General features: G+C 72.0%; 20 protein-coding genes. 16 read left to right on the top strand and 4 right to left on the bottom strand.

What is annotated here, in order from left to right:
• Positions 1–24: 24 nt before the first annotated feature.
• Positions 25–666, top strand: a complete 642-nt coding sequence (locus QSK26_RS19430) for a hypothetical protein (protein WP_285776595.1) — start codon at positions 25–27, stop codon at positions 664–666.
• Positions 667–872: 206 nt separating this feature from the next.
• Here QSK26_RS19430 and QSK26_RS19425 read toward each other — a convergent pair whose 3' ends face one another.
• Positions 873–1,127, bottom strand: a complete 255-nt coding sequence (locus QSK26_RS19425; protein ID WP_285776594.1) for a hypothetical protein — start codon at positions 1,125–1,127, stop codon at positions 873–875.
• On the opposite strand from QSK26_RS19425, the gene QSK26_RS19420 reads away from it, so the two are divergent.
• Positions 1,105–3,930 carry a hypothetical protein gene (locus QSK26_RS19420; RefSeq protein WP_285776593.1) on the top strand — a complete coding sequence of 942 codons (2,826 nt, stop codon included), beginning with the start codon at positions 1,105–1,107 and terminating at the stop codon, positions 3,928–3,930. The two genes, QSK26_RS19425 and QSK26_RS19420, sit on opposite strands and share 23 nt — an antisense overlap.
• A gap of 25 nt (positions 3,931–3,955) precedes the next feature.
• Here QSK26_RS19420 and QSK26_RS19415 read toward each other — a convergent pair whose 3' ends face one another.
• Together QSK26_RS19415 and QSK26_RS19410 are read right to left on the bottom strand one after the other, a co-directional pair.
• Positions 3,956–4,315, bottom strand: a complete 360-nt coding sequence (locus QSK26_RS19415) for a DUF742 domain-containing protein (protein WP_285776592.1) — start codon at positions 4,313–4,315, stop codon at positions 3,956–3,958.
• Positions 4,312–6,432 carry a sensor histidine kinase gene (locus QSK26_RS19410; protein ID WP_285776591.1) on the bottom strand — a complete coding sequence of 707 codons (2,121 nt, stop codon included), beginning with the start codon at positions 6,430–6,432 and terminating at the stop codon, positions 4,312–4,314. The genes QSK26_RS19415 and QSK26_RS19410 overlap by 4 nt, the downstream gene beginning before the upstream one ends.
• A 280-nt stretch (positions 6,433–6,712) precedes the next feature.
• Between QSK26_RS19410 and QSK26_RS19405 the strand changes: the two genes are divergently transcribed.
• The 8 genes from QSK26_RS19405 (at position 6,713) to rfbD (ending at position 13,739) form a co-directional block, all read left to right on the top strand.
• Positions 6,713–7,006, top strand: a complete 294-nt coding sequence (locus tag QSK26_RS19405; protein WP_285776590.1) for a hypothetical protein — start codon at positions 6,713–6,715, stop codon at positions 7,004–7,006.
• A 43-nt stretch (positions 7,007–7,049) separates the two neighbouring features.
• On the top strand, positions 7,050–7,976 hold the full coding sequence (locus QSK26_RS19400; RefSeq protein WP_285776589.1) for a DMT family transporter: 927 nt from the start codon (positions 7,050–7,052) through the stop codon (positions 7,974–7,976).
• Positions 7,973–8,596, top strand: coding sequence for a GntR family transcriptional regulator (locus QSK26_RS19395; protein ID WP_285776588.1), 624 nt, complete (start codon positions 7,973–7,975; stop codon positions 8,594–8,596). The genes QSK26_RS19400 and QSK26_RS19395 overlap by 4 nt, the downstream gene beginning before the upstream one ends.
• Before the next feature lie 46 nt (positions 8,597–8,642).
• Positions 8,643–8,993 carry a hypothetical protein gene (locus tag QSK26_RS19390; protein ID WP_285776587.1) on the top strand — a complete coding sequence of 117 codons (351 nt, stop codon included), beginning with the start codon at positions 8,643–8,645 and terminating at the stop codon, positions 8,991–8,993.
• A gap of 453 nt (positions 8,994–9,446) precedes the next feature.
• On the top strand, positions 9,447–10,856 hold the full coding sequence (locus QSK26_RS19385; RefSeq protein WP_285776586.1) for a sugar transferase: 1,410 nt from the start codon (positions 9,447–9,449) through the stop codon (positions 10,854–10,856).
• 2 nt (positions 10,857–10,858) lie between these two features.
• Positions 10,859–11,926: a glucose-1-phosphate thymidylyltransferase gene (locus QSK26_RS19380; protein WP_285776585.1), complete on the top strand. Its 1,068-nt coding sequence runs from the start codon at positions 10,859–10,861 to the stop codon at positions 11,924–11,926.
• Positions 11,923–12,885, top strand: a complete 963-nt coding sequence (rfbB, locus tag QSK26_RS19375) for a dTDP-glucose 4,6-dehydratase (RefSeq protein ID WP_285776584.1) — start codon at positions 11,923–11,925, stop codon at positions 12,883–12,885. The genes QSK26_RS19380 and rfbB overlap by 4 nt, the downstream gene beginning before the upstream one ends.
• Complete coding sequence (gene rfbD, locus QSK26_RS19370; RefSeq protein ID WP_285776583.1) at positions 12,882–13,739, top strand: dTDP-4-dehydrorhamnose reductase; 858 nt, start codon at positions 12,882–12,884, stop codon at positions 13,737–13,739. The genes rfbB and rfbD overlap by 4 nt, the downstream gene beginning before the upstream one ends.
• Here the strand turns inward: rfbD and rfbC are convergent.
• Positions 13,733–14,344: a dTDP-4-dehydrorhamnose 3,5-epimerase gene (gene rfbC / locus QSK26_RS19365; RefSeq protein ID WP_285776582.1), complete on the bottom strand. Its 612-nt coding sequence runs from the start codon at positions 14,342–14,344 to the stop codon at positions 13,733–13,735. The two genes, rfbD and rfbC, sit on opposite strands and share 7 nt — an antisense overlap.
• 92 nt (positions 14,345–14,436) lie before the next feature.
• Between rfbC and QSK26_RS19360 the strand changes: the two genes are divergently transcribed.
• Genes QSK26_RS19360 through QSK26_RS19335 form a run of 6 tightly spaced genes read left to right on the top strand, consistent with a single transcriptional unit; the run spans position 14,437 to position 20,380 of the window.
• Entirely contained in the window at positions 14,437–15,651 is a 1,215-nt protein-coding gene (locus QSK26_RS19360) for a class I SAM-dependent methyltransferase (protein WP_285776581.1), read from the top strand.
• Positions 15,648–16,433: a sugar phosphate nucleotidyltransferase gene (locus QSK26_RS19355; RefSeq protein WP_285776580.1), complete on the top strand. Its 786-nt coding sequence runs from the start codon at positions 15,648–15,650 to the stop codon at positions 16,431–16,433. Before QSK26_RS19360 ends, QSK26_RS19355 begins: the two co-directional genes overlap by 4 nt.
• Positions 16,430–17,101 (top strand): PIG-L deacetylase family protein, encoded by a 672-nt coding sequence (locus QSK26_RS19350; RefSeq protein ID WP_285776579.1) that lies wholly within the window; start codon positions 16,430–16,432, stop codon positions 17,099–17,101. The genes QSK26_RS19355 and QSK26_RS19350 overlap by 4 nt, the downstream gene beginning before the upstream one ends.
• Positions 17,086–18,123, top strand: coding sequence for an NAD-dependent epimerase/dehydratase family protein (locus QSK26_RS19345; RefSeq protein ID WP_285776578.1), 1,038 nt, complete (start codon positions 17,086–17,088; stop codon positions 18,121–18,123). The genes QSK26_RS19350 and QSK26_RS19345 overlap by 16 nt, the downstream gene beginning before the upstream one ends.
• Positions 18,120–19,397, top strand: a complete 1,278-nt coding sequence (locus QSK26_RS19340) for a DUF4910 domain-containing protein (protein ID WP_285776577.1) — start codon at positions 18,120–18,122, stop codon at positions 19,395–19,397. Before QSK26_RS19345 ends, QSK26_RS19340 begins: the two co-directional genes overlap by 4 nt.
• Positions 19,394–20,380, top strand: coding sequence for a hypothetical protein (locus QSK26_RS19335; protein ID WP_285776576.1), 987 nt, complete (start codon positions 19,394–19,396; stop codon positions 20,378–20,380). Before QSK26_RS19340 ends, QSK26_RS19335 begins: the two co-directional genes overlap by 4 nt.
• The last annotated feature ends 1 nt before the right edge of the window (position 20,381 follow it).

Raw genomic sequence — 20,381 nt, 5'->3', positions numbered from 1 at the left:
GGTGCGGGCAATAGGCTCGCCAGCATGACGCGTCGGATTGTGGCGTTCGCGGTCCTGGTGGGACTGCTCGGCACGAGTGGGCTCGCCGTGGTGGTGTCCTGGGTGCGCGGAGACGGGACGGGGCCGGCCGGGTCGCTGGGGTGCCCCTCCGACCTGGAGCGGCTGATCCCGGGGCTCGCGTCGCTGGACATCCTGGACGCGCGTCCGGACGGCGCGTCGGCGGACGGCGGGCGGCTCGCCGGTTGCGACACCGAGAGCGTCTACGTCTACGTGCGCCAGGATTACCGCTTCTCCGGGGACCAGGCCGACGTCCGGAGCTTCTACGAGGAGGCGGCACGGGATCGCGGCTGGCGGGCCGTCGAGGGCCTGACGCTGCCGCCGGACCAGCTCTGCTTCGTCAAGCCGGCCGGCGACCTGGACCTGCGCCTGTCCATCGCGCCGACCGCCGGGCTGGGACTGGGCGGCGGCTACAGCCTCAGCCTGGCCGCCCGCGACCTCCGGAACGTCACCGCGTCGGACGTCGTGGCCCTTGCGGGCATCGCTTACTCCGGGGGAGGCGGAAGCGCATCCGAAAGCGGGCCGGAGGGTCCTGCCCCGGTTCCGGCATTTGGGGCCGCCTATATGGATGGTGGCGGAAACGGCGTCGCCGGTGCTCTGCCGTGCTGACCGGGGGCGCAAGATCTTCGCAGGTGGTGGTGGCGAAGGGCTGTCGCCTTGATCGGCGCGAGCCGTACCGTGGCCTGTAGTGATATATGAGCCTAAATGGGCCTAAAGGTGGTGCCAATGGCTGGCGGGAACCTTACGGTGGTCTATTGACTGGATCACAGCGACCGTCTCCAGTGAGGCCGGTTCATGGAGTGGCGAGAGTGCCCCTATTGCGGCGTCAGCATGCGGACCTCCCGCGCCGGTTGTGCCCGGTGCGGGACGCCGTTCCCGCAGTGGCTCGGCGAGGCGAACGAGTGGCCCGCCGCGGCCGTGGCCGTGAACTCGCCGTGCGACCCGGCGTGCGACTCGACATGGGACTCGGCGTGCGACTCGACAAGGGACTCGGCATGGGACTCGACGGGGGATCCGGCGATGGCGGACGCGACGGGTAGGCCGTCCGTGACCGTCGAAGAGACCGTCAAAGGGACCATCAAACTGGTCGAGCCGGGCGGCGCGCCCGACCCGGTGCCCGCGGGGGACTCCCCGGACGGCGGGCCGCGCCGCGACGCGCCCCGGGACGGGGTCAGGCCCTTGCCGCTCCTCGGCTGCGGGGTGCCGCTGCTCGCGGCGGCCGTGCTGCTCGCCGTACTCGCCTGGGATGTGCCGCTCGTGCGCGCGGGCGTCCTCGCCGTCTTCACCGTGACCGCGCTCGGCGTGGTCGGCCCCCTGCTGCGGCGCGGGCACGCGCTCGCCGGGGAGTCGGTCTCCCTCGCCGGCCTCGCGCTCCTCGTGCTCACCGGCCTGTCCGTCGGCGAGGCGGTGCAGGGCCGGCCGGTGCTGCCCGCCACCGGCGGCGTCACGCCCGGCCTCGCGCTCGCCGCGATCCTGGTGACGATCATCTGGATGGGGTACGCGGGGCTGTCGTCGCTGCGGCTGTCACGCTCGCTGGCGATCCTGCTGGCGCAGGCGCCGCTGCCGCTGGCGGTGCTCGCCATCCTGCCCACCTGGGCGGGGCCGGCCCTGGCGTTCTTCGTCACCGCCGGGCTCGACCTCTTCCTGTGGCGGGCGACGCGGCGGCACCGGGCGAGGCTCGAACAGCTCACCGTGGGGCTCGGCGGCCTGCTCAGCGGCTCGGCCGGGCTGGCCGCCGCGGTCGTCGCGGCCCTGCACGCCGTGACCTTCTGGCACGCCCTGCGGGTGTCGGCCGTGCTCGTCGCGGGACTGCTCGTCGCCGCGCTGTGGGCGATCGCCCTGTCGGGCGGGCGGGCCAGGCACGTCATGGGCGCGGGCTTCATGGCGGGCGTCGCGGGCGCCGCCGCCGTCGTCGCGCTCGCCGCGCCGTTCGCGGTCCTCGTGCCTGCGCAGTGGCGGGTCCTCGGATACGCCGGGGCGAGTTGCCTCGTCCTCGCGGCGTGCCCGCGGCTGCTCGGCGCGCTGCGGCCCGGCTGCGCCGCGGCCGGCGCCGCGATCCTGGCGCTCGCCGGCCTGTGGGTGCTGCCCGACGTGATCGCCGCCGTGAACCTGCCCCTGCACTGGGCGACCGAGCCCTGGCGCGGCGTCGCCGGGAGCGTGCGCGCCGACCTCGGGCCGGGCGGGGAGGTCTGGCAGGGCTCCCCGGCCGCGCCGCTGGTGATGGCGTTGCTCGCGGTCGTCTGCCTGCGCGGCTGCCCCCTCGCCGGCGCCGTGCTGGACGACATCGCCCCCCTCAGGCGCGCCGTCGCCAACCTCGGCGCCCGGTCGGACGCCCCGGGGACGCCCGGACTCCCGCCGGTGGGACGCCGGTACGCGGAGATCCCGGCCGCCTGGTTCACGGCACTGGCCAACGTGTTCCGCAGGGGCGCCACCAAGGTCTGGCAGGGCGTCCCGCGACGCCACGAGGACGGAACGGGCAGCCAGGCGGCCTCCTCGTCCTCGGTCATCGTGCTGCCCTTCGCCGTCAAGCGGTCGTCGCTGCCCGGCGGGGAGCGGATCAGGGCGCGCCACGCCGAGCAGCGGACGGCCTCCGCCGCGCGGCGGGCGGTGCTGATCCTGATGCGGGTGGGCGTGCCGGTCTTCATCGCCCTGGCCGTGGTCACGACGCCGGTCGCGGCGCGGCTGCCGTACAACGTGACGCTCGCCGTGCTCTTCGGGCTCGCCGTGGCGCTGCTGCTGCCCGCCGGGGTGGTCCAGGTGCGCAGCCTGGCCGTGCACCGCGCCGTGGTGGCCACCGGCGCCGGCGCGGCGGTGCTGGTCTGCGCCTGGTCGCTCGCCGAGCGCGTCGCCACGCTGCCCATGCTCGCCGCCGTCTTCACGCTCTTCGTGGTCTGCGCCCTGCTCGCCAGGACCGCCGCCGCCCAGGTGGTCACCGGCGCGGGCGGCATGCTCACCGCCGGCGGGCTGACGGCCTGCGCCGCGGTGCTGCTGGGCTGGCCGGCCCTCGCCGGCGCCCTGGCCGTCCTCACCGTGCGCGCCCTGTCGCTGGCGCCGATCAGGCTGCCGCGCCGGCTGCGGGTCGCCACCGCCCGGATCCACGCGCCGCTGCCCGCGGTGCCGGTGGCGCGGACCTGGCAGTGGGTCGCGCTGGAGGTCGCGGCGGTGGTCGTCTCGTACGCGGCGCTCGCCCTGCCCGGCCTGTCCCGGCCGGATGTCGCCCTGGTCACGGCGCTGATCGCGGTGCTGGCCGCGCTCGGCGTGCGCAACCGTACGGGCGGCTGGCGGGCGGTGGCGGTCGTGGAGGCGTGCGTGCTCGCCGCGCTCGCGCCCCTGTTGCTCGGCACGTCGTTCGCGGCGGCGGTGCACGGGCCTTTCGACTGGCTCGCCCGTCCCTGGTCGGGCGTGCCCGCCTCGGCGCGGGCCGCGCTCTCCCCGGAGGGACCGTGGCCGGTGGAACCGGCGCTGCTGCCGGTGCTGGCGCTGGCGGCGGTGGCGGTGACGGTGGTGGCGGGGGCCGTTCTCGGCCGCCGGGCCGCGATCTCCGCGGGGCTGGTCGTCTTCTCCCTGCCCGCGGCGGTGCTGCCGCTCGCGCTGGGTCTCTCGTACTGGGCCGCGCTGGCCTGCCTGCTCGCCCTCACCGCCGGGCTGGCCGCCTGCGCCGCCGTCGGGCCGGTGGGCGATCCGGTGGGCGGTCGCGGGGTGCTGGCGGCGCTGGAGCGGGCCGCGCCGCTGCCGGCCGCGCTGTGGACGGCCTCGCTCGCCGCCGCCTGGTCGCTCGCCTCCGCGCCGGCCACCGCCACCGTCCTCGCGGTGCTGGCCGTGATCGCCGCCGGTTACGCGCTGGAGGTGCGCACCAGCCGTACCCGGGGGTGACGGCGGGCGCCGCGCGGCCCGGGGCTCAGAGGGCCTTGAGGCCGGCGAGGACCTCGCGCAGGATCCCCTCCTGAGGGAGCTTGGCGATGGTCGCCGGCGGGCGTACGGTGACCAGGCCACGGGCGCGCAGGTCGCCGAGCAGGACCCGGACCACCGCCACCGGCAGCCCCGTGTCCGCGGCGACCTCGGCGACGGATGTCGGCGCCTGGCAGGTGGCCAGCACGTGGCGCTGCTCGGGCGTCAGCTTGCCGGTGTCTCCGCCGGACACGGCGGTCACCACCGCGATGAGGTCGAACTGCTCACCCGCCGGGCGGGTCCGGCCCCTGGTCATCGTGTAGGGGCGGATGATCGGCCCGGCGTCCTCGTCGAACCAGCGCTCGCTCACGGCCGGTCCTCCTGCTCCGCGCGGTGCCACCCCGCCTGGAAGGACGTCAGCAGGGAGCCGGGCGTGACCTCGCCGGGCGCCCCGAAGGGCTCGGGCGGCGGCGTCTCCCTCGGCAGCCCGGCCTGCCGTACCCGCTTGGGGAGGTCGGCGGACTCGGTGGCGGCGATGCGTTCGACCGAGAAGTCCGAGTCGGACTCCGGGGTGAACAGCGGGCTGGCCGATTCGGGGGTCTTCACCACGAGCTGGTCCGGGATGAGCACGATCGCGGTGGTCCCGCCGTACGGCGAGGGGCGCATCGAGACGGAGATGCCGTGCCGGGCGGCCAGCCGGCCGACGACGAAGAGCCCGAGGCGGTCGCTGTCGGCGAGGTCGAACTCCGGCGGGCTGGCGAGCCGCTCGTTGACGTGGGCCAGCTCGGCCGGCGTCATGCCGAGGCCGCGGTCCTCCACCTCGATGGCGTAGCCGCGGGCGACCTGCTCGCCGTTGATGTGCACCTGCGTGTTCGGCGGCGAGAACATCGTCGCGTTCTCCACCAGTTCGGCGAGGAGGTGGATGACGTCGGTGACGACGTTGCCGAGGATGGCGGGGCTGGACTGGATGTCGATCGACACCCGCAGGTAGTCCTCCACCTCCTCGACGGCGGCCCGGATCACGTCGAAGACGTTCACCGGGTTGCGCCAGCCGCGCCCGGGGACCGCCCCGGACAGGATGATCAGGCCCTCGGAGTGGCGGCGCATGCGGGTGGTGAGGTGGTCCAGGGCGAAGAGGCCGTCCAGGGTCTCCGGATCGGTGACCCGGCGTTCCATGCCTTCCAGCATGGACAGCTGGCGGTGCAGGAGCGACTGGCTGCGCCTGGCGAGGTTCAGGAAGACCTGGTTCACGCCCTTGCGGATCTCCGCCTGGCCGACGGCCGCCTCGATCGCGGTGTGCTGCACCGACGCGAAGGCCGAGCTTACGCCGGCGATCTCGGTGGTCGTGCCGGCCGTGATGTCGGGCGCCTCCTCGGCCACGTTGACGGTCTCGCCGCGGCGCAGCCGTTCGACGACGTGCGGCAGCCGCTCGTCGGCCAGGGTGAGGGCGGCCGTCTGGAGGCCGCCGATCTCGGCGCTGATCCGCCGGGCGAACCGCACCGAGACGAAGATCGACAGGGCGACCGCGATCAGGCCGAGACCGCCGGCGATGGAGATCTGGGTGAACACCCCCGCGGCGATCGGCGTCGCCCGCTCGGTGATCTTCTGGCTCTCCTCGACGCCCAGCCGGTCCAGGGTGCCGGACACGGCGGAGGTGGCGTCGGCCCACGTCGCGGCCTCGCGCGGCAGCGGCCGGTTCGGCGGCACGGTCCGGCCCAGGGAGTCCTCGACGTCCTCGAACCTGCGGTAGGCGGGCGAGGTCTGGAGCGTGACATACGGGGTCCGCAGCTCGGCGTCGAGCTGGTTGAACGCCAGCGTGTAGACCAGCCGCCGGTTCTCGGTCAGCCGGCGGAACGTGGTGAGCTCCTCGCCGGTGATCCGTCCCGAGGCGAGTGCCCCGCTGATCAGCGCCGACTGCTGGCTGAGCAGTTCGCGGCTGCGGCTCATGAGGGTGATGGCCCTGGTCTGGTCGATCAGGTCGATGTCACCGGACAGGCGCATCTTGTCGTAGACCCGGAAGGCGGCCTCGACGATGCCGCTGTACGCCTCCACGGTCTGCAGCCGGGTGAAGCCGTGGGTGTCCACCCTGCCGCGGATGTCGGCGATGCGCTCCATCCGCTCGTGCAACTCGGTCAGCCGCTGCATCATGGCCGGTGGGATCTGCGACCGGATGCCCTCGTAGAAGGCGTCCTTCTCGAACTCCTCCAGGGCGGCGTCGGTCGCGGCCCGGCGCTTGTCGAGCTCGGCGCGGGCCATGACGTTGGAGCCGAGGTAGGCGGAGGAGGCGAGCCGCTCCTGTTGCAGCGCGGTCGACAGGGCCGTGGTCGGCACGATGGCGTAGGAGGCGACCGTGTTGATCCGCAGCAGGTCCTTGCCCTGGTTGACCGTGACCGTCGCGGCGAACCCCCAGATCGCCACCAGCGACACGAGCGGTACGAGCAGCAACGCTACGATCTGCACCTTGATCGTACGTCTGCGACTGCCCATGTGTTGACCTCGCATTTCGAGCATGCGCGGCTGATAGTGGCGAAACACTAGCAACGGATGTCACGTGCCACTAGTACTGCGATCTAACGAAATCAACATGTATTGGTGAGACCTGCGTCGCTATCCGCCCGTATCCCGGCAAAGAGGTGCCTTCTTCTCACCCGACATCGTGATGAAAACCATTCCCGGCGGTCAACGGACCGTAGCCATCTGGTCACCATGGAACCTGTCCGGATTCGGGCACGTCTGTTGTGGAAGGAGCAGCGGCAGGGGAGGCCGGATGACGTCGGTCGCGGAGCTGATCGAGTCGCAGGTGGTCCGCACGGTGGAGGCTGTCCGCCTCCGCGGGACCGAGTTGGAGAAGGCGGGGGCCGTGCAACTCGTGCGTTTCGCCCCGCTCGTGGTGACCGCCGAGGTGGACGACGCGGCGGCGCACGTCGAGCTGACCGTCGTGGAGGGCTCGCTGCGGTGGTTCTGCACCTGCAGGGAGGGCAGGGCGGGCGCCTTCTGCGTGCACTGTGTGGCGACCGCCCTGGCGACACGGCGCCGTGCGCCCGCGCGGCCGCATCGCTGAATATCTGTGGACACCTATTGTCTAGTTGTCAGACAATGGGTGGGTGAAACAGAACGGACCGCTCGCCGTCGTGGCCGCCGCCATGCTGTGGGGCACCGCGGGGGCGGCGGGCACGCTGGGCATGGCAGGAGCCGGGACCGAGGTGAGCACGGTCTCGCTGGCCGCCGCCCGGCTGGTGATCGGCGGCCTGGTGCTGGCCCTGGCCGCCGCCCCCTCCGTCGGGCGTCTCGTCGCCTCCTCGGGGCGCGCGCAGGCCGGCTGGCTGGTGCTCGCCGCGATCGCCGTGGCGGCCTACCAGCTCGCGTTCTTCGCCGCGGTCAGCCGTACGGGGGTGGCCATCGGCACGGTGGTGGCCATCGGCAGCGGGCCGGTCTTCACCGGGCTGCTGGCCTGGCTCTTCGACGGGGTGCGGCCGACCGCGCGCTGGTCGGCGGCCACGGCGGCGGCCGTCGCCGGCTCCGCCGTGCTGATCGCCGGCGGCGGCGGGCAGGCGGGCAGGCAGGTGGTCCCGGGCATCCTCTTCGCACTGGCCGGGGGCCTCCTCTACGCGTTCTACGCGGTCGTGGCGGCCAGGGTGATCGGCGCGGGGGCGCCGTCCGGGGCGGTCATGGGGGTGCTGTTCGGCGGCGGCGGCCTGATCATGGTCCCGGTGCTGCTGTGGAGCGACACCGGCTGGCTGCACACCTCCGCCGGTCTCGGCACCGCGGTCTACCTCGGCTGCGCCACCACCGCCCTGGCCTGCTTCCTGTACGGCCGGGGCCTGCGCGCCACCCCGGTGGCCACCGCGGCCACGCTCACCCTGGCCGAGCCCGCGGTCGCGTCCCTGCTGGGCGTGATCGTGCTGGGCGAGCGGCTGGGCCTCGTCTCGATCGGCGGGCTCGTCCTGCTCGGCGTGAGCCTCGTGGTGGTGGCCCTGCCCGCGCGGGCAGCCGGTCCGCGGCCGGCCGTCCGGGCAGAATCGACGGTGTGACCATCCCTCTGCGCCCCGTCTCCGCGGTGCACGCGCTCGCCGACGCGCTCCGGGCGCGGGTGCTCTCCGGCGAGATCGCCCCCGGCACCCCGCTGCCCGAGCAGGAGCTGTCCGCCGCGTACGGCGTCGCCCGCCCGACCGTCAGGGAGGCGCTCGCCGTCCTGGTGCACGAGGGCCTGCTGCGTCGCGAGCGCAACCGCAGCGCCCACGTGCCAGAGGTGAGCGCCGCCGACCTCGCCGACCTGATGTACGTGCGCCGGCCGCTGGAGGACCTCATGGCCGCCGCGCTGGCCGGGCGGCGGGTCGGCGAGGCCGACGCCGCGCTCGCCCGGATGGCCGCGCTGCCGCCCGAGTCGCCGTGGTCGCAGGTGGTGGCCGAGCACATGGCGCTGCACGAGGCGCTGATCGTGGCGGTCGGCAGCCCGCGGCTGACCCGGCTCTACACCAGCCTCGCCGCCGAGACCCGCCTCGGCCTGGTACGGCTGCGCCGGCTGTACGAGGACCGGGACGTGCTCGTGGCCGAACACGGCGAACTTCTGGACGCGATAGCGGAAGGCGGCACAGAAGACGCGCGAGCCGCCGTTCTGGCACATCTCGACCACACCTGGGGCGAGGATTAGCCAGTTCTCTTGCATGCGACACCCTCAAGTCGTCACAATCGCGCCCATGCACGGCAACCCTGCGCCGGACTCATACGTGTACGTCACCGAAGAGGGCGTTACCCGTCACTACGCGGACGGCAGCGTCGACGCGCTCGCGTGGGAGGACGTCGTCGAGGTCCGCATCGAGGGCGACGAGCACGCCGAGATCCACTACATCCTGCTGGACCGCCAGGGTCAGGGCTGCGTGGTGCCGAGATCCGCCACCGACGCGTCCTTCCTCACCCGGCTGCGCTATCTGCCCGACTTCGACCTCGACCGCCTCGCCACGGCGGTGGCCAGCCCGTCCGACGGCTATGTGGTGGTATGGCGGAGTCCGGACCCGCCGGCGCCGTTGCCCGACCTCGAATACGACTAGCGATCCCGGGCGGCGGGCCCGTCGGGGCGGTCCGCCGGCTGTCGGCGGTTATGGCCGCACATCTCCTATAAGCGATTTGTGCAGGTCATCGGCCGTGTTTCGGGTTTCCAGGTCCATCGGGCAAGCCCCCATACCAGAAATACCAGCATAAAAGTCGAAATGTCAGGTATGGGGTTGTATGCGGTATTATCCCCATCACCTTTGGACCGTTCCGTCAAGTATCCCCAAGCCGTTATATCGGCCGGTTGTGGACAGGTCTCCTTATTCCCCTGCTCAGGGCCGATCTTTAAGATTTCCATGGGTGCCCGCCGCTCCTGATAATCCAGGGAAATGTGTCAACCAATGGGACGTGGCGTACGTCTCGTTTCTTGCCAACACATGCAGGCAGGGTGGGGTGGAATGAGGGTGGGGCTTGAGGAGCCCGCTGCCGCGCTCCTCGAAGGTGTTTCACGCATGACGCCGAGCATTTGGACGCGTTCCTATGTCCGGCTCCTTGTGGCGGGCGATCTGGCGTGCGCGATGGTCGCGTGCGAGATCGTCCTCGGCACGCGCCTCGCGCTCGGCGCCTTCATCCCGGGTTCCGAGGCGCTGCTCGGACTGGGTCTGGCCATGGCCTGGCCGGTGGCGATGGCGCTGGGCGGCGCCTACCGGAAACGATTGCACGGAGAAGGCAGTGAGGAATTCCGGATCGTCTTCAACAGCGGTCTGGCCCTGACCGCGGCGGTGGCCATAGGCGCTTATGCGACACAGACGACAATCGCGCGAAGTTTCGTCATGGCGATGTTCCCCCTCGGGCTCGGCCTGACGCTTTTCTTCCGGTACCGGATGCGAAAACGTCTGCACCGGCGGCGCCGCGAGGGGGAATACGTCCGGCAACTGGTCGCGGTCGGCCACCGGGACGCCGTGATCGATTTGATGATGCAGTTCCGGCTCCAGCCGCACCACGGCATGCGGATCGTCGCGGCGTGCCTGCCCGAGGGCGGCCCGCTCGACACGGAGATGGACGTCGAGGGCGTTTCGGTGGTCGGCGACTTCACCAACGTCGCGGAGACCGTGGCCGCCGCGCAGGCGGACTCGGTGGCCGTGCTCGCCTGCCCGGAGCTCGACGGCGCGGCGCTGCGGCGGCTCGCCTGGAGCCTGGAGGCCGGCCGTACCGACCTGTTCGTGGCGCCGGCGCTGATGGACGTGGCGGGGCCGCGGATCAGCATCAGGCCGATCGCCGGGATGCCGCTGCTGCACGTGGAGCACCCCGAGTTCGAGGGCGCCAAGCGGCTGGTGAAGGCGCTGTTCGACCGGGTCGTGGCGGGGACCGCGCTCGCCGTGCTGGCGGTGCCGATGCTGACGGTGGCCGCCGTGATCCGGCTGAACAGCCCGGGAGCCGCGCTGTTCCGGCAGCTCCGGGTGGGCAAGGGCGGCAGGGAGTTCCAGGTCTTCAAGTTCCGCACCATGGTCAGGGACGCCGAGAAGCTCAAGGCCGAGCTGCTGGCGGCCAACGAGTTCGACGGCGTGCTGTTCAAGATGCGGCGCGACCCCCGGATCACCTCGGTGGGCGCCTTCCTGCGCCGGTACTCCATCGACGAGCTGCCGCAGCTCATCAACGTCGTGCGCGGGGAGATGTCGCTGGTGGGGCCGCGCCCGCCGCTGCCGGAGGAGGTCCGTCAGTATGGCGGTGACGTGCGCCGCCGCCTGGTCGTGCACCCGGGAATGACCGGCCTGTGGCAGGTGAGCGGCCGATCCGACCTCACCTGGGAGGAGTCCGTCCGGCTCGACCTGCGATACGTGGAGAACTGGTCGCTCATCCTCGACCTCCAGATCCTGTGGAAGACCTGGGGGGTCGTGGTGAGCGGAGAAGGAGCCTACTAGCAGTGAAAGCGCTCGTGCTCGCGGGTGGTTCGGGCACCCGGCTCCGGCCGATCACCCACACCTCCGCCAAACAACTCGTCCCGGTGGCCAACAAACCCGTGCTGTTCTACGGGCTGGAGGCGACCGCGGCGGCCGGCGTCCGCGAGGTCGGGATCGTCGTGGGCGACACGCACGCGGAGATCGAGGCGGCGGTCGGCGACGGCTCCGCGTTCGGCCTGCGGGTCACCTACCTGCGCCAGGAGGCGCCGCTCGGCCTGGCGCACGCCGTGCGGATCGCCGGGGACTACCTCGGCCGCGACGACTTCGTCATGTACCTCGGCGACAACTTCATCGTGGACGGCATCAACGACCTCGTGGCCCGCTTCGCCCGGGACCGCCCGGCCGCCCAGATCATGCTCACCAAGGTCTCCGATCCGGGGCAGTTCGGCGTGGCCGAGCTGGACCTGGAGGGGCGGGTCGTCGGCCTGGAGGAGAAGCCCGCCCGGCCGAGGAGCGATCTGGCGCTCGTCGGGGTCTACCTGTTCACCGCCGCGATCCACGACGCCGTGGCGGAGATCAGGCCGTCCCGGCGCGGCGAGCTGGAGATCACCGACGCGATCCAGTGGCTGATCGACCACGGCCACCGGGTCGAGTCCACCCTCATCTCCGGATACTGGAAGGACACCGGGAACGTCGCGGACATGCTGGAGGTCAACCGGCTCGTCCTGGAGTCGCAGGACGCCAGGGTCGAGGGCCGGGTGGACGACGCGAGCGAGCTCATCGGCCGGGTCGTCGTCGAGCGCGGCGCCGTGGTCGAGCGGTCCCGGATCGTCGGCCCGGTCGTCGTCGGGACCGGCGCGGTGATCAGCGACAGCTATGTCGGCCCGTTCACCTCGATCGCGGCCGACTGCGTGATCAGCGACAGCGAGATCGAGTACTCGATCGTGCTGCCGAGGGCCTCCATCGCCGGGGTCCGCCGGATCGAGGCGTCGCTCATCGGGCACGACGTCGAGGTGACGCCGGCTCCCGCCACGCCCAGGGCACACCGCCTGGTGCTGGGCGATCACAGCAAGGTGCAGATCAGTTCATGAAATATCGTCACGTGCTGGTGACCGGTGGCGCCGGTTTCATCGGCTCCCACTATGTCCGCACCCTGGCCGCCGCCGGCGTCCGGGTCACCGTCCTCGACAAGCTCACCTACGCGGGCAACCGGGCCAACCTCGCCCCCGCGCGGGGCCGGTTCACGTTCGTGCGGGGCGACGTCTGCGACGCCGGGCTGCTCGCCGACGTGGTCCCCGGGCACGACCTGGTCGTCAACTTCGCGGCCGAGTCGCACGTCGACCGGTCGATCGCGGCGTCCGGCGACTTCGTGCGGACCAACGTGCTCGGCGTCCAGACCCTCATGCAGGCGTGCCTGGAGGCGGGCACGCCCCGGGTCGTGCAGGTCTCCACCGACGAGGTCTACGGCTCGATCGACGTGGGCTCGTGGACCGAGACCGCGCCGCTGCTGCCCCGCTCGCCGTACGCGGCGGCCAAGGCGTCCGGCGACCTGATCGCCCGGGCGTACGCGATCACGCACGGCCTGCCCGTGGTGATCACCCGCTGCGGCAACAACTATGGCCCCTACCAGTACCCCGAGAAGCTGATCCCGTTCTTCGTCACCAACCTGCTCCAGGGGCTCAAGGTGCCGCTGTACGGCGACGGCGGCAACGTCCGGGACTGGGTCTTCGTGTCGGACCACTGCGCGGGCATCCAGCTCGCCGCCGAGCGGGGCGAACCGGGCGAGGTCTACCACATCGCGGGTACGGCGGAGCTGACCAACGCCGAGCTCACCGGGCGGCTGCTCGCCGCGCTCGGCCGGGGCTGGGACGTGGTCGAGCACGTCGAGGACCGCAAGGGCCACGACCGCCGCTACTCGCTGGACGACTCCCGGCTCCGCGCCCTCGGCTACGTGCCGAGGGTCTCCTTCGAGGAAGGGCTCGACACCACCGTGCGCTGGTACACCGACCATCCCTCCTGGTGGAAGCCGCTCACCGGGCGGCCGAGATGAGATGGCTGATCACCGGCGCGGGCGGGATGCTCGGCGCCGAGCTGACGGCGACGCTGGCGGCGGAGCGGTCCGAGGAGGTGACCCCGCTGTCCCGGTCCGGGCTCGACGTGTGCGACCCGGGCGCGGTGCGGGCGGCCGTCCGGCGGTACCGGCCGGACGTGGTGGTCAACTGCGCCGCGTGGACGGCGGTGGACGCGGCGGAGACGCACGAGGCTGAGGCCCTCGCGGTCAACGGCCGGGCGGTGGGCGGCCTCGCCGAGGCGTGTGCCGACCACGGCGCCCGGCTCGTCCAGATCTCCACCGACTACGTCTTCGACGGCGCCTCCCCCGAGCCCTATCCGGAGGACGCGCCGGTGTGCCCGGTCAACGTCTACGGGCGGAGCAAGGCGCTGGGGGAGCGGGCGGCGCTCGGCTTCGGGCACCACGTGGTGCGCACCGCCTGGCTCTACGGCGCCGGCGGCGGCAACTTCGCCAGCACCATGATCAGGCTCGCCCGCACGGGGAACGTCGTGCCGGTGGTGGACGACCAGGCCGGGCAGCCGACCTGGACCGGCGACCTGGCCGCGCAGATCCTCCGCCTGGTGCGCGCGGACGCGCCGCCCGGCGTCTACCACGGGACCAACGCCGGCCGCACGACGTGGTACGGCTTCGCCCGGGAGATCTTCGCGGCACTGGGCGCGGATCCGGACCGGGTCAAGCCGGTGGGCAGCGAGGAGTTCCCGCGGCCCGCGCGGCGGCCGGCGTCCGGCGTGCTCGGGCACGCGGGCTGGGACAGGGCGGGGCTGGCCCCGATGCGCGACTGGCGCGAGGCGCTGCGCGCGGCGTGGCCGGCCCTGCCGGGGAGCTCTCAGTGAACGGGCGGGCCGACTCCGCCGAGTTTCTCGTAGTAGGCGAGGCAGGTGGCGTGGTCGGGCAGCAGCCCGGCGGCCAGCGCCTCCTGGAGCGTGGGGGCCTTCGCGTCCTTCGCCGACAGGATGGGCGTCACCTCCGCCGGCCACTCGATGCCGAGGGACGCGTCCAGCGGGTGCACGCCGTGCTCGCGGCCCGGCGAGAACGGCTCGGAGATCGCGTAGACCACGGTGGCCCGCTCGCTGAGCGTGAGGAACCCGTGGCCGAGTCCTTCGGCGAGGTAGAGCCCCTGCCGGGAGACGTCGTCGAGCCGCACGGCCTCCCAGCGGCCGAAGTCCGGCGAGCCGGTCCGCAGATCGACCACCACGTCGTGGATCTCACCGGACAGGCACATCACGTACTTCGCCTGACCGGGCGGGACGTCGGCGAAGTGGATCCCGCGCAACGCCCCTTTCATCGAGATCGAGCAGTTGAGCTGGGCGAGATCCATACCGTGACCGGCGACCTCGCGAAGGTCGGCGGCGCGGTACGCCTCCAGGAACGTTCCACGGCTGTCGGTGTGGATGCGCGGCGTGTGCAGCCAGGCTCCGCTGATGGAAAGGGGATCCATAGTGCGCAGCATGTCACAGCGAATGGTGTAACGCCCGTGCTGTTTATCAGGAAATCAACCGGAATAGCCGTTGGCCGCAAGGGAGCACTCCTATGACGAACTGCCGCCTTTGCGGGTCCGCGCGCCTCGCCGACGTGGTGGATCTGGGGGCGACCCCGCCGTGCGAGCGGTTTCTGACCGCGGAGCAGCTCGGCGACCCCGAGGTCACCTACCCGCTTCACCTGCGGGTGTGCACGGATTGCCGGCTCGCCCAACTGCCCCCGTTGATCACCCCTGAAGACACTTTCACGGAATACGCCTATTTTTCGTCATATAGCACTTCATGGGTGGAACATGCCGGTGCATTCGTGGCCGGGCTGGACCTCGCGCCGGACGCGTTCGTCGTCGAAGTGGCCAGCAATGACGGTTACCTGCTCCAGCACGTCGTCGCCCGGGGCATTCGCTGCCTCGGCATAGAACCGTCGGAGAACGTCGGCCGCGCGGCCCGCGAGCGGGGCGTCCCCACGCTCACCGCCTTCCTGTCCGCCGAGACCGGCGCCGCCGTACGGAAGGAGCACGGCCCCGCGGACCTCGTGGTGGCGAACAACGTCTATGCCCACATCCCGGACATCATCGGCTTCACCCGGGGGCTGCGGGCGCTGGTGGCCGACGACGGCCTGGTCAGCGTCGAGGTGCAGCACCTGCTCAGCCTGATGGAGCTCAACCAGTACGACACCATCTACCACGAGCACTTCCAGTACTACACGGTCGCCTCGGCCAGGCGGGCGCTGGCCGCCGGCGGGCTGACCCTGGTGGACGCCGAGCTGCTGGACACCCACGGCGGCTCGATCCGGCTGTGGGCCAGGCCCGAGGTCAGCGGCGCCGAGGCCGGCCCCAGGGTGATGGACCTGCTGGACCGGGAGAAGGCGGCCGGGCTGCTCGGCCCCACCGGGTACGCGGACTTCGCCGGCCGGGTCGCCCGGGTGCGCAGGGAACTGCTGGCCTTCCTGGTCGAGGCGGCCGGGCAGGGCAGGACGGTGGTCGGGTACGGCGCGCCGGGCAAGGGCAACACCCTGCTCAACCACTGCGGCATCCGGCCCGACCTGCTGGCCTACACCGTCGACCGCAACCCCTACAAGCACGGCAGGTTCACCCCCGGCACCCGGATCCCGGTGCTGCCGCCGGAGCGGATCGCCGAGGACCGGCCCGACTACGTGCTCGTCCTGCCGTGGAACCTGCGCGAAGAGCTCACCCGGCAGCTGTCCTACGTCCACGACTGGGGAGGCCGGCTGGTCTTCCCCATCCCCAGGTTGGAGATCGTCTCGTGAAGGTCGTCCTCTTCTGCGGGGGGTACGGCACGCGGATGCGCACCGGCACCCCCGGCGATGTCCCGAAGCCGATGCAACTCGTGGGTCCCCGGCCGCTGATCTGGCATGTGATGCGGTATTACGCGCACTTCGGGCACACCGAGTTCGTCTTATGCCTGGGCTACGGGGCCCACCACATCAAGGACTTCTTCCTCAAATACGAGGAGACCGCCTCCAACGACTTCGTGCTCCGCGGGGGACGGGTCGAACTGCTGTCCACCGACATCTCCGACTGGTCGATCTCCTTCGTGCAGACCGGGATCGAGTCGCCGATCGGGGAGCGGCTGCGCCGGGTGCGCGACCACCTCGACGGCGAGGAGATGTTCCTCGCCAACTACGCCGACGTGCTCACCGACGCGCCGCTGCCGCAGATCATCGACCGGTTCACCGTCTCGGCGGCGGGCGCGTCGATGATGGTGGTCCCGCCGGCCGAGACCTTCCACTGCATCGAGCTGTCGGAGGACGGCCTGGTGGGCGGGATCACGCCGGTGAGCGAGATGCCCTTATGGGTCAATGGCGGATATTTCGTACTCCGTCAGGAAATTTTCGATCACATCCCGAAAAACGGGGACCTGGTGGCCGACGGGTGTGCGGAACTGGCCAAACGCGGACGCCTGCTGTCGTATCCCTACCGGGGTTACTGGCGGCCCACCGACACCGTGAAGGAACGCGTCGCGCTGGACGAGGCATACTCCCGCGGCGAGCGGCCGTGGGCGCTGTGGGAGAGGGCGCTGATCGCGTGATCCGGCTGCTCCCCGGCGAGACGCGGCGGATCGTCGCCCTCGCCGCCCACTGCGACGACATCGCGATCGGCGCCGGCGGCACCCTGCTCACCCTCTGCGCCGGGCGGCCCGCCGTACAGGTGGACGCCCTGGTGCTCTCCGGCGGCGGGACCGGGCGGGAGGACGAGGAGCGGGCCGCGCTGGCGGCCTTCTGCCCCGGCGCCGAACTGCGGGTGAGCGTGCTCAAACTGCCCGACGGGCGGTTCCCCGCCCACTGGGAGGAGGCCAAGACCGCCCTGGAGGACCTGCGCGCCCGGACCGAGCCCGACCTGATCCTCGCCCCCAGGGCCGGCGACGCCCACCAGGACCACCGGGGACTCGCCGAACTGGTCCCCACCGTCTTCCGCGACCACCTGACGCTCGGCTACGAGATCGTCAAGTGGGACGGCGACCTCGGCAGGCCCGCCGCCTACCAGCCGCTCTCCCCGCAGGTGGCGCGGGCCAAGGCCGCACTGCTGCACGAGCACTACCCCTCACAGCGGACCCGGACGTGGTTCGACGACGAGGCGTTCCTCGGCCTCGCCAGGATCCGCGGCATCGAGTGCCACTCGCGATACGCCGAAGCCTTCTACGTCAACAAGCTCACCCTAGATCTGGCTGGAGGTCGACCCGGATGCGCGTGCTGCTGACCGGGCACCAGGGATACCTGGGCACCGTGATGGCCCCCGTCCTCACCGACGCGGGCCACGACGTCGTCGGCCTGGACAACGGCCTGTACGCCGACTGCGTCCTCGGCCCCGAACCGCCCGGGTACAAGGCGCACGCGGTGGACCTGCGCGACGTCGGCCCCGAGCACGTCGCCGGGTTCGACGCCGTGGTGCACCTCGCCGCCCTCTCCAACGACCCGCTCGGCTCGCTGGCCCCCGAACTCACCTACGACATCAACCACCGCGCCTCCGTACGGCTGGCCAGGCTGGCCAGGGACGCGGGCGTGGAGAGGTTCGTCTACGCGTCCACCTGCTCGGTCTACGGCGCCTCCGGCGGCGACGACCTGGTGAACGAGGACGCGCCGCTGCGCCCCGTCACCCCCTACGCGGAGTCCAAGGTCCGGGTCGAGGAGGACCTGCTGGACCTCGCCGACAGCGGCTTCAGCCCGGTGTTCATGCGCAACGCCACCGCGTTCGGGTTCTCCCCTCGGCTGCGCGCCGACGTGGTGCTGAACAACCTCGTCGGGCACGCCCACCTGTCCGGCGAGGTACGGGTGCTCTCCGACGGCACGCCGTGGCGGCCCCTCGTGCACGCCAGGGACATCGCGGACGCGTTCGCCGAGGTGCTGATCGCCCCGCGCGACGTGGTGCACGGCGTCGCGTTCAACGTGGGCACCGAGCGGAACAACCTGACCGTCGCCGAGATCGCCGCCAAGGTGGTGGACTCGGTGCCCGGCTCCCGGCTGGTGATCACCGGTGAGGCGGGCGCCGACCCCCGGTCCTACCGGGTGGACTTCGCGCGGATCCGCAGGGCGCTGCCCGACTACCACGCGCGGTGGACGGTCAAGGTGGGCGCCCTGGAGCTGATCGAGGCATACCGGCGGTTCGACCTGACCCGGCTGGACTTCGAACGCCGCTTCACCAGGCTCATCCGGCTGTCCGACCGGCGCCGGGCGGGCACCGTGGACGACCGGCTGCGCGCCGCCGAGGTGGCCGAACGGTGACCGGACCCGAGATGCACGACCTGGTGCGCCGGCTCTACCCGCTGTGCCGCAGCATCACCGGCGACGGGGTCCGGCGCACGCTGGAGATCCTCGCCGAGAGCGTCCCGCTCGACGTGCACGAGGTGCCCACCGGCACCGAGGTCCTGGACTGGACGGTGCCGAAGGAGTGGAACATCCGCGACGCCTACGTCAAGGACGCGGCCGGCCGGCGGGTGATCGACTTCGCGGAGTCCAACCTGCACGTGGTCGGCTACAGCACGCCCGTCTCGGCCGTGATGAGCCTGGCCGAGCTGCGCCCGCACCTGCACACGCTGCCCGACCAGCCCGCCCTGACCCCCTACCGGACCGCCTACTACGCCGAGACGTGGGGGTTCTGCCTGGCCGCCGACACCCTGGCCGCCCTGCCGGAGGGCGACTACGAGGTCAGGATCGACTCCACGCTGGCCGAGGGACACCTGACCTACGCCGAGCACGTGGTGCCCGGCCGGGTCGCCGACGAGGTGCTGATCTCCTGCCACGTCTGCCACCCCTCGCTGGCCAACGACAACCTGGCCGGCGTCGCCGTCGCGGTGGCGCTGGCCCGCAGGCTCGCACGGGCCGAGCCGTGGCACACCTACCGGTTCCTGTTCGCCCCCGGCACCATCGGCGCGATCACCTGGCTCGCCCGCAACCGGGAACGCGTGGACCGGATCAGGCACGGCCTCGTGCTGGCCTGCGCCGGGGACGCCGGACCGCTCACCTACAAGCGCAGCAGGCGCGGCGACGCCGCCGTGGACCGCGCCGCGGCGCACGTGCTGCGCGCGTCCGGCCGGCCGCACACGGTCAACGACTTCTCGCCCTACGGCTACGACGAGCGGCAGTTCTGCTCCCCGGGCTTCGACCTCCCGGTCGGCTCCCTGACCAGGACCCCGTACGCGGGCTACCCCGAGTACCACACCTCGGCCGACGACCCCGGTCTCGTCCGGCCCGAGGCGCTGGCCGACACCCTGGAAGCCTGCTGGGAGATCGTCCAGGTGCTGGAAGGCGACCGGCGCTACCTCAACCTCAGCCCGTACGGCGAGCCGCAGCTCGGCCGGCGCGGGCTGTACGGGTCGCTGGGCGGGCGGAGCGACACGGAACAGGCGCAGATGGCGATGTTGTGGGTGCTCAACCTCTCGGACGGCGAGCACGGGCTGCTGGACGTGGCGGAACGCGCCGGTCTCCCGTTCCCGGTGGTGGCCGAGGCGGCGCGAGCACTGCAAGGGGCGGGACTGCTGAAGGAGCGAGCGCGATGAGCCTGCGGGTGGGAGACCTGGTCGAGGTGCTCGGCGAGGCCGAGATCCTGGCCACGCTGGACGAGAAGGGCGAGCTGGAGAACCTGCCCTTCATGCCGGAGATGTTGCGGTTCTGCGGGCAGCGGATGACCGTGCATAAGGTCGCGCACAAGCTGTGCGACACCATCGAGCGCACCGGCATGCGCCGGATGGAGTCCGCCGTGCACCTGACCGGCGCCCGGTGCGACGGGCAGCAGCACGGCGGCTGCCAGACCGCGTGCTCGCTCTACTGGAAGGAGGCGTGGCTCAAACGCGTCGACCCGGCCGACCCCGTCCCCGCGCCGCGGCCCGCCACCGCGCCCGTCCCGGTGCTGCTGCAGATCTCCACCAGGAAGGACCCCGGCCCCGACGGCGAGGAGCGCTACTCCTGCCAGGCCACCGAACTGCTCCGCGCCGCGCCGGTCTGCCTGCCGTTCAAGGACGTCCGGCAGTACGTCACGGATGTGCGCACGGGCAACGCGGGCGTGCTCGCGGTGCTGCGGTCCTTCCTCGTCGGCCTGTTCAACCGCTACCAGGACGCCGCCAAGCGGGTGTTGCCCCGGTGGTTGCAGATCAGGGGCGGGGCCCGCTGGGGGTTCGTCCGGGGCCGCGCGGGCGCCACCACCCCCACCGGCACGCTCGACCTCAAACCCGGCGAGCTGGTCAGGGTCAAGTCCAAGGAGGAGATCCTCGACACGCTGAACGATCGGCTGCTCAACCGCGGCATGGGCTTCGAGGAGGAGATGGCCCGGTACTGCGGCCGCACCGCCCGGGTCAGCTCGCGGGTCGAACGCTGCCTGGACGAGCGCACCGGCCGCATGCTGGAGATGAAGAACCCGTGCATCGTCCTGGAGGACATCTACTGCGCCGGCGTCTACAGCGCCAACTGCCCGCGCGCCTTCGTCCCGTTCTGGCGTGAGATCTGGCTGGAACGGGTCGGCGAGCAGGCCGGGGAGACGCGCTGAC

Source organism: Microtetraspora sp. NBRC 13810, from assembly GCF_030268685.1.
Classification (GTDB): domain Bacteria; phylum Actinomycetota; class Actinomycetes; order Streptosporangiales; family Streptosporangiaceae; genus BSRQ01.
Note: the sequence above shows the minus strand (reverse complement) of the source record. Positions and strands in the feature narration are given on the sequence as shown.

What these genes read in the sequence shown, in the direction of transcription:
- QSK26_RS19430 (WP_285776595.1), top strand. Translation starts at nt 25, where the DNA reads ATGACGCGTCGGATTGTGGCGTTCGCGGTCCTGGTGGGACTGCTCGGC.
- QSK26_RS19410 (WP_285776591.1), bottom strand. Translation starts at nt 6,432, where the DNA reads ATGGGCAGTCGCAGACGTACGATCAAGGTGCAGATCGTAGCGTTGCTG.
- QSK26_RS19405 (WP_285776590.1), top strand. Translation starts at nt 6,713, where the DNA reads ATGACGTCGGTCGCGGAGCTGATCGAGTCGCAGGTGGTCCGCACGGTG.
- QSK26_RS19390 (WP_285776587.1), top strand. Translation starts at nt 8,643, where the DNA reads ATGCACGGCAACCCTGCGCCGGACTCATACGTGTACGTCACCGAAGAG.
- QSK26_RS19385 (WP_285776586.1), top strand. Translation starts at nt 9,447, where the DNA reads ATGACGCCGAGCATTTGGACGCGTTCCTATGTCCGGCTCCTTGTGGCG.
- rfbB (WP_285776584.1), top strand. Translation starts at nt 11,923, where the DNA reads ATGAAATATCGTCACGTGCTGGTGACCGGTGGCGCCGGTTTCATCGGC.
- rfbD (WP_285776583.1), top strand. Translation starts at nt 12,882, where the DNA reads ATGAGATGGCTGATCACCGGCGCGGGCGGGATGCTCGGCGCCGAGCTG.
- rfbC (WP_285776582.1), bottom strand. Translation starts at nt 14,344, where the DNA reads ATGGATCCCCTTTCCATCAGCGGAGCCTGGCTGCACACGCCGCGCATC.
- QSK26_RS19360 (WP_285776581.1), top strand. Translation starts at nt 14,437, where the DNA reads ATGACGAACTGCCGCCTTTGCGGGTCCGCGCGCCTCGCCGACGTGGTG.
- QSK26_RS19345 (WP_285776578.1), top strand. Translation starts at nt 17,086, where the DNA reads ATGCGCGTGCTGCTGACCGGGCACCAGGGATACCTGGGCACCGTGATG.
- QSK26_RS19335 (WP_285776576.1), top strand. Translation starts at nt 19,394, where the DNA reads ATGAGCCTGCGGGTGGGAGACCTGGTCGAGGTGCTCGGCGAGGCCGAG.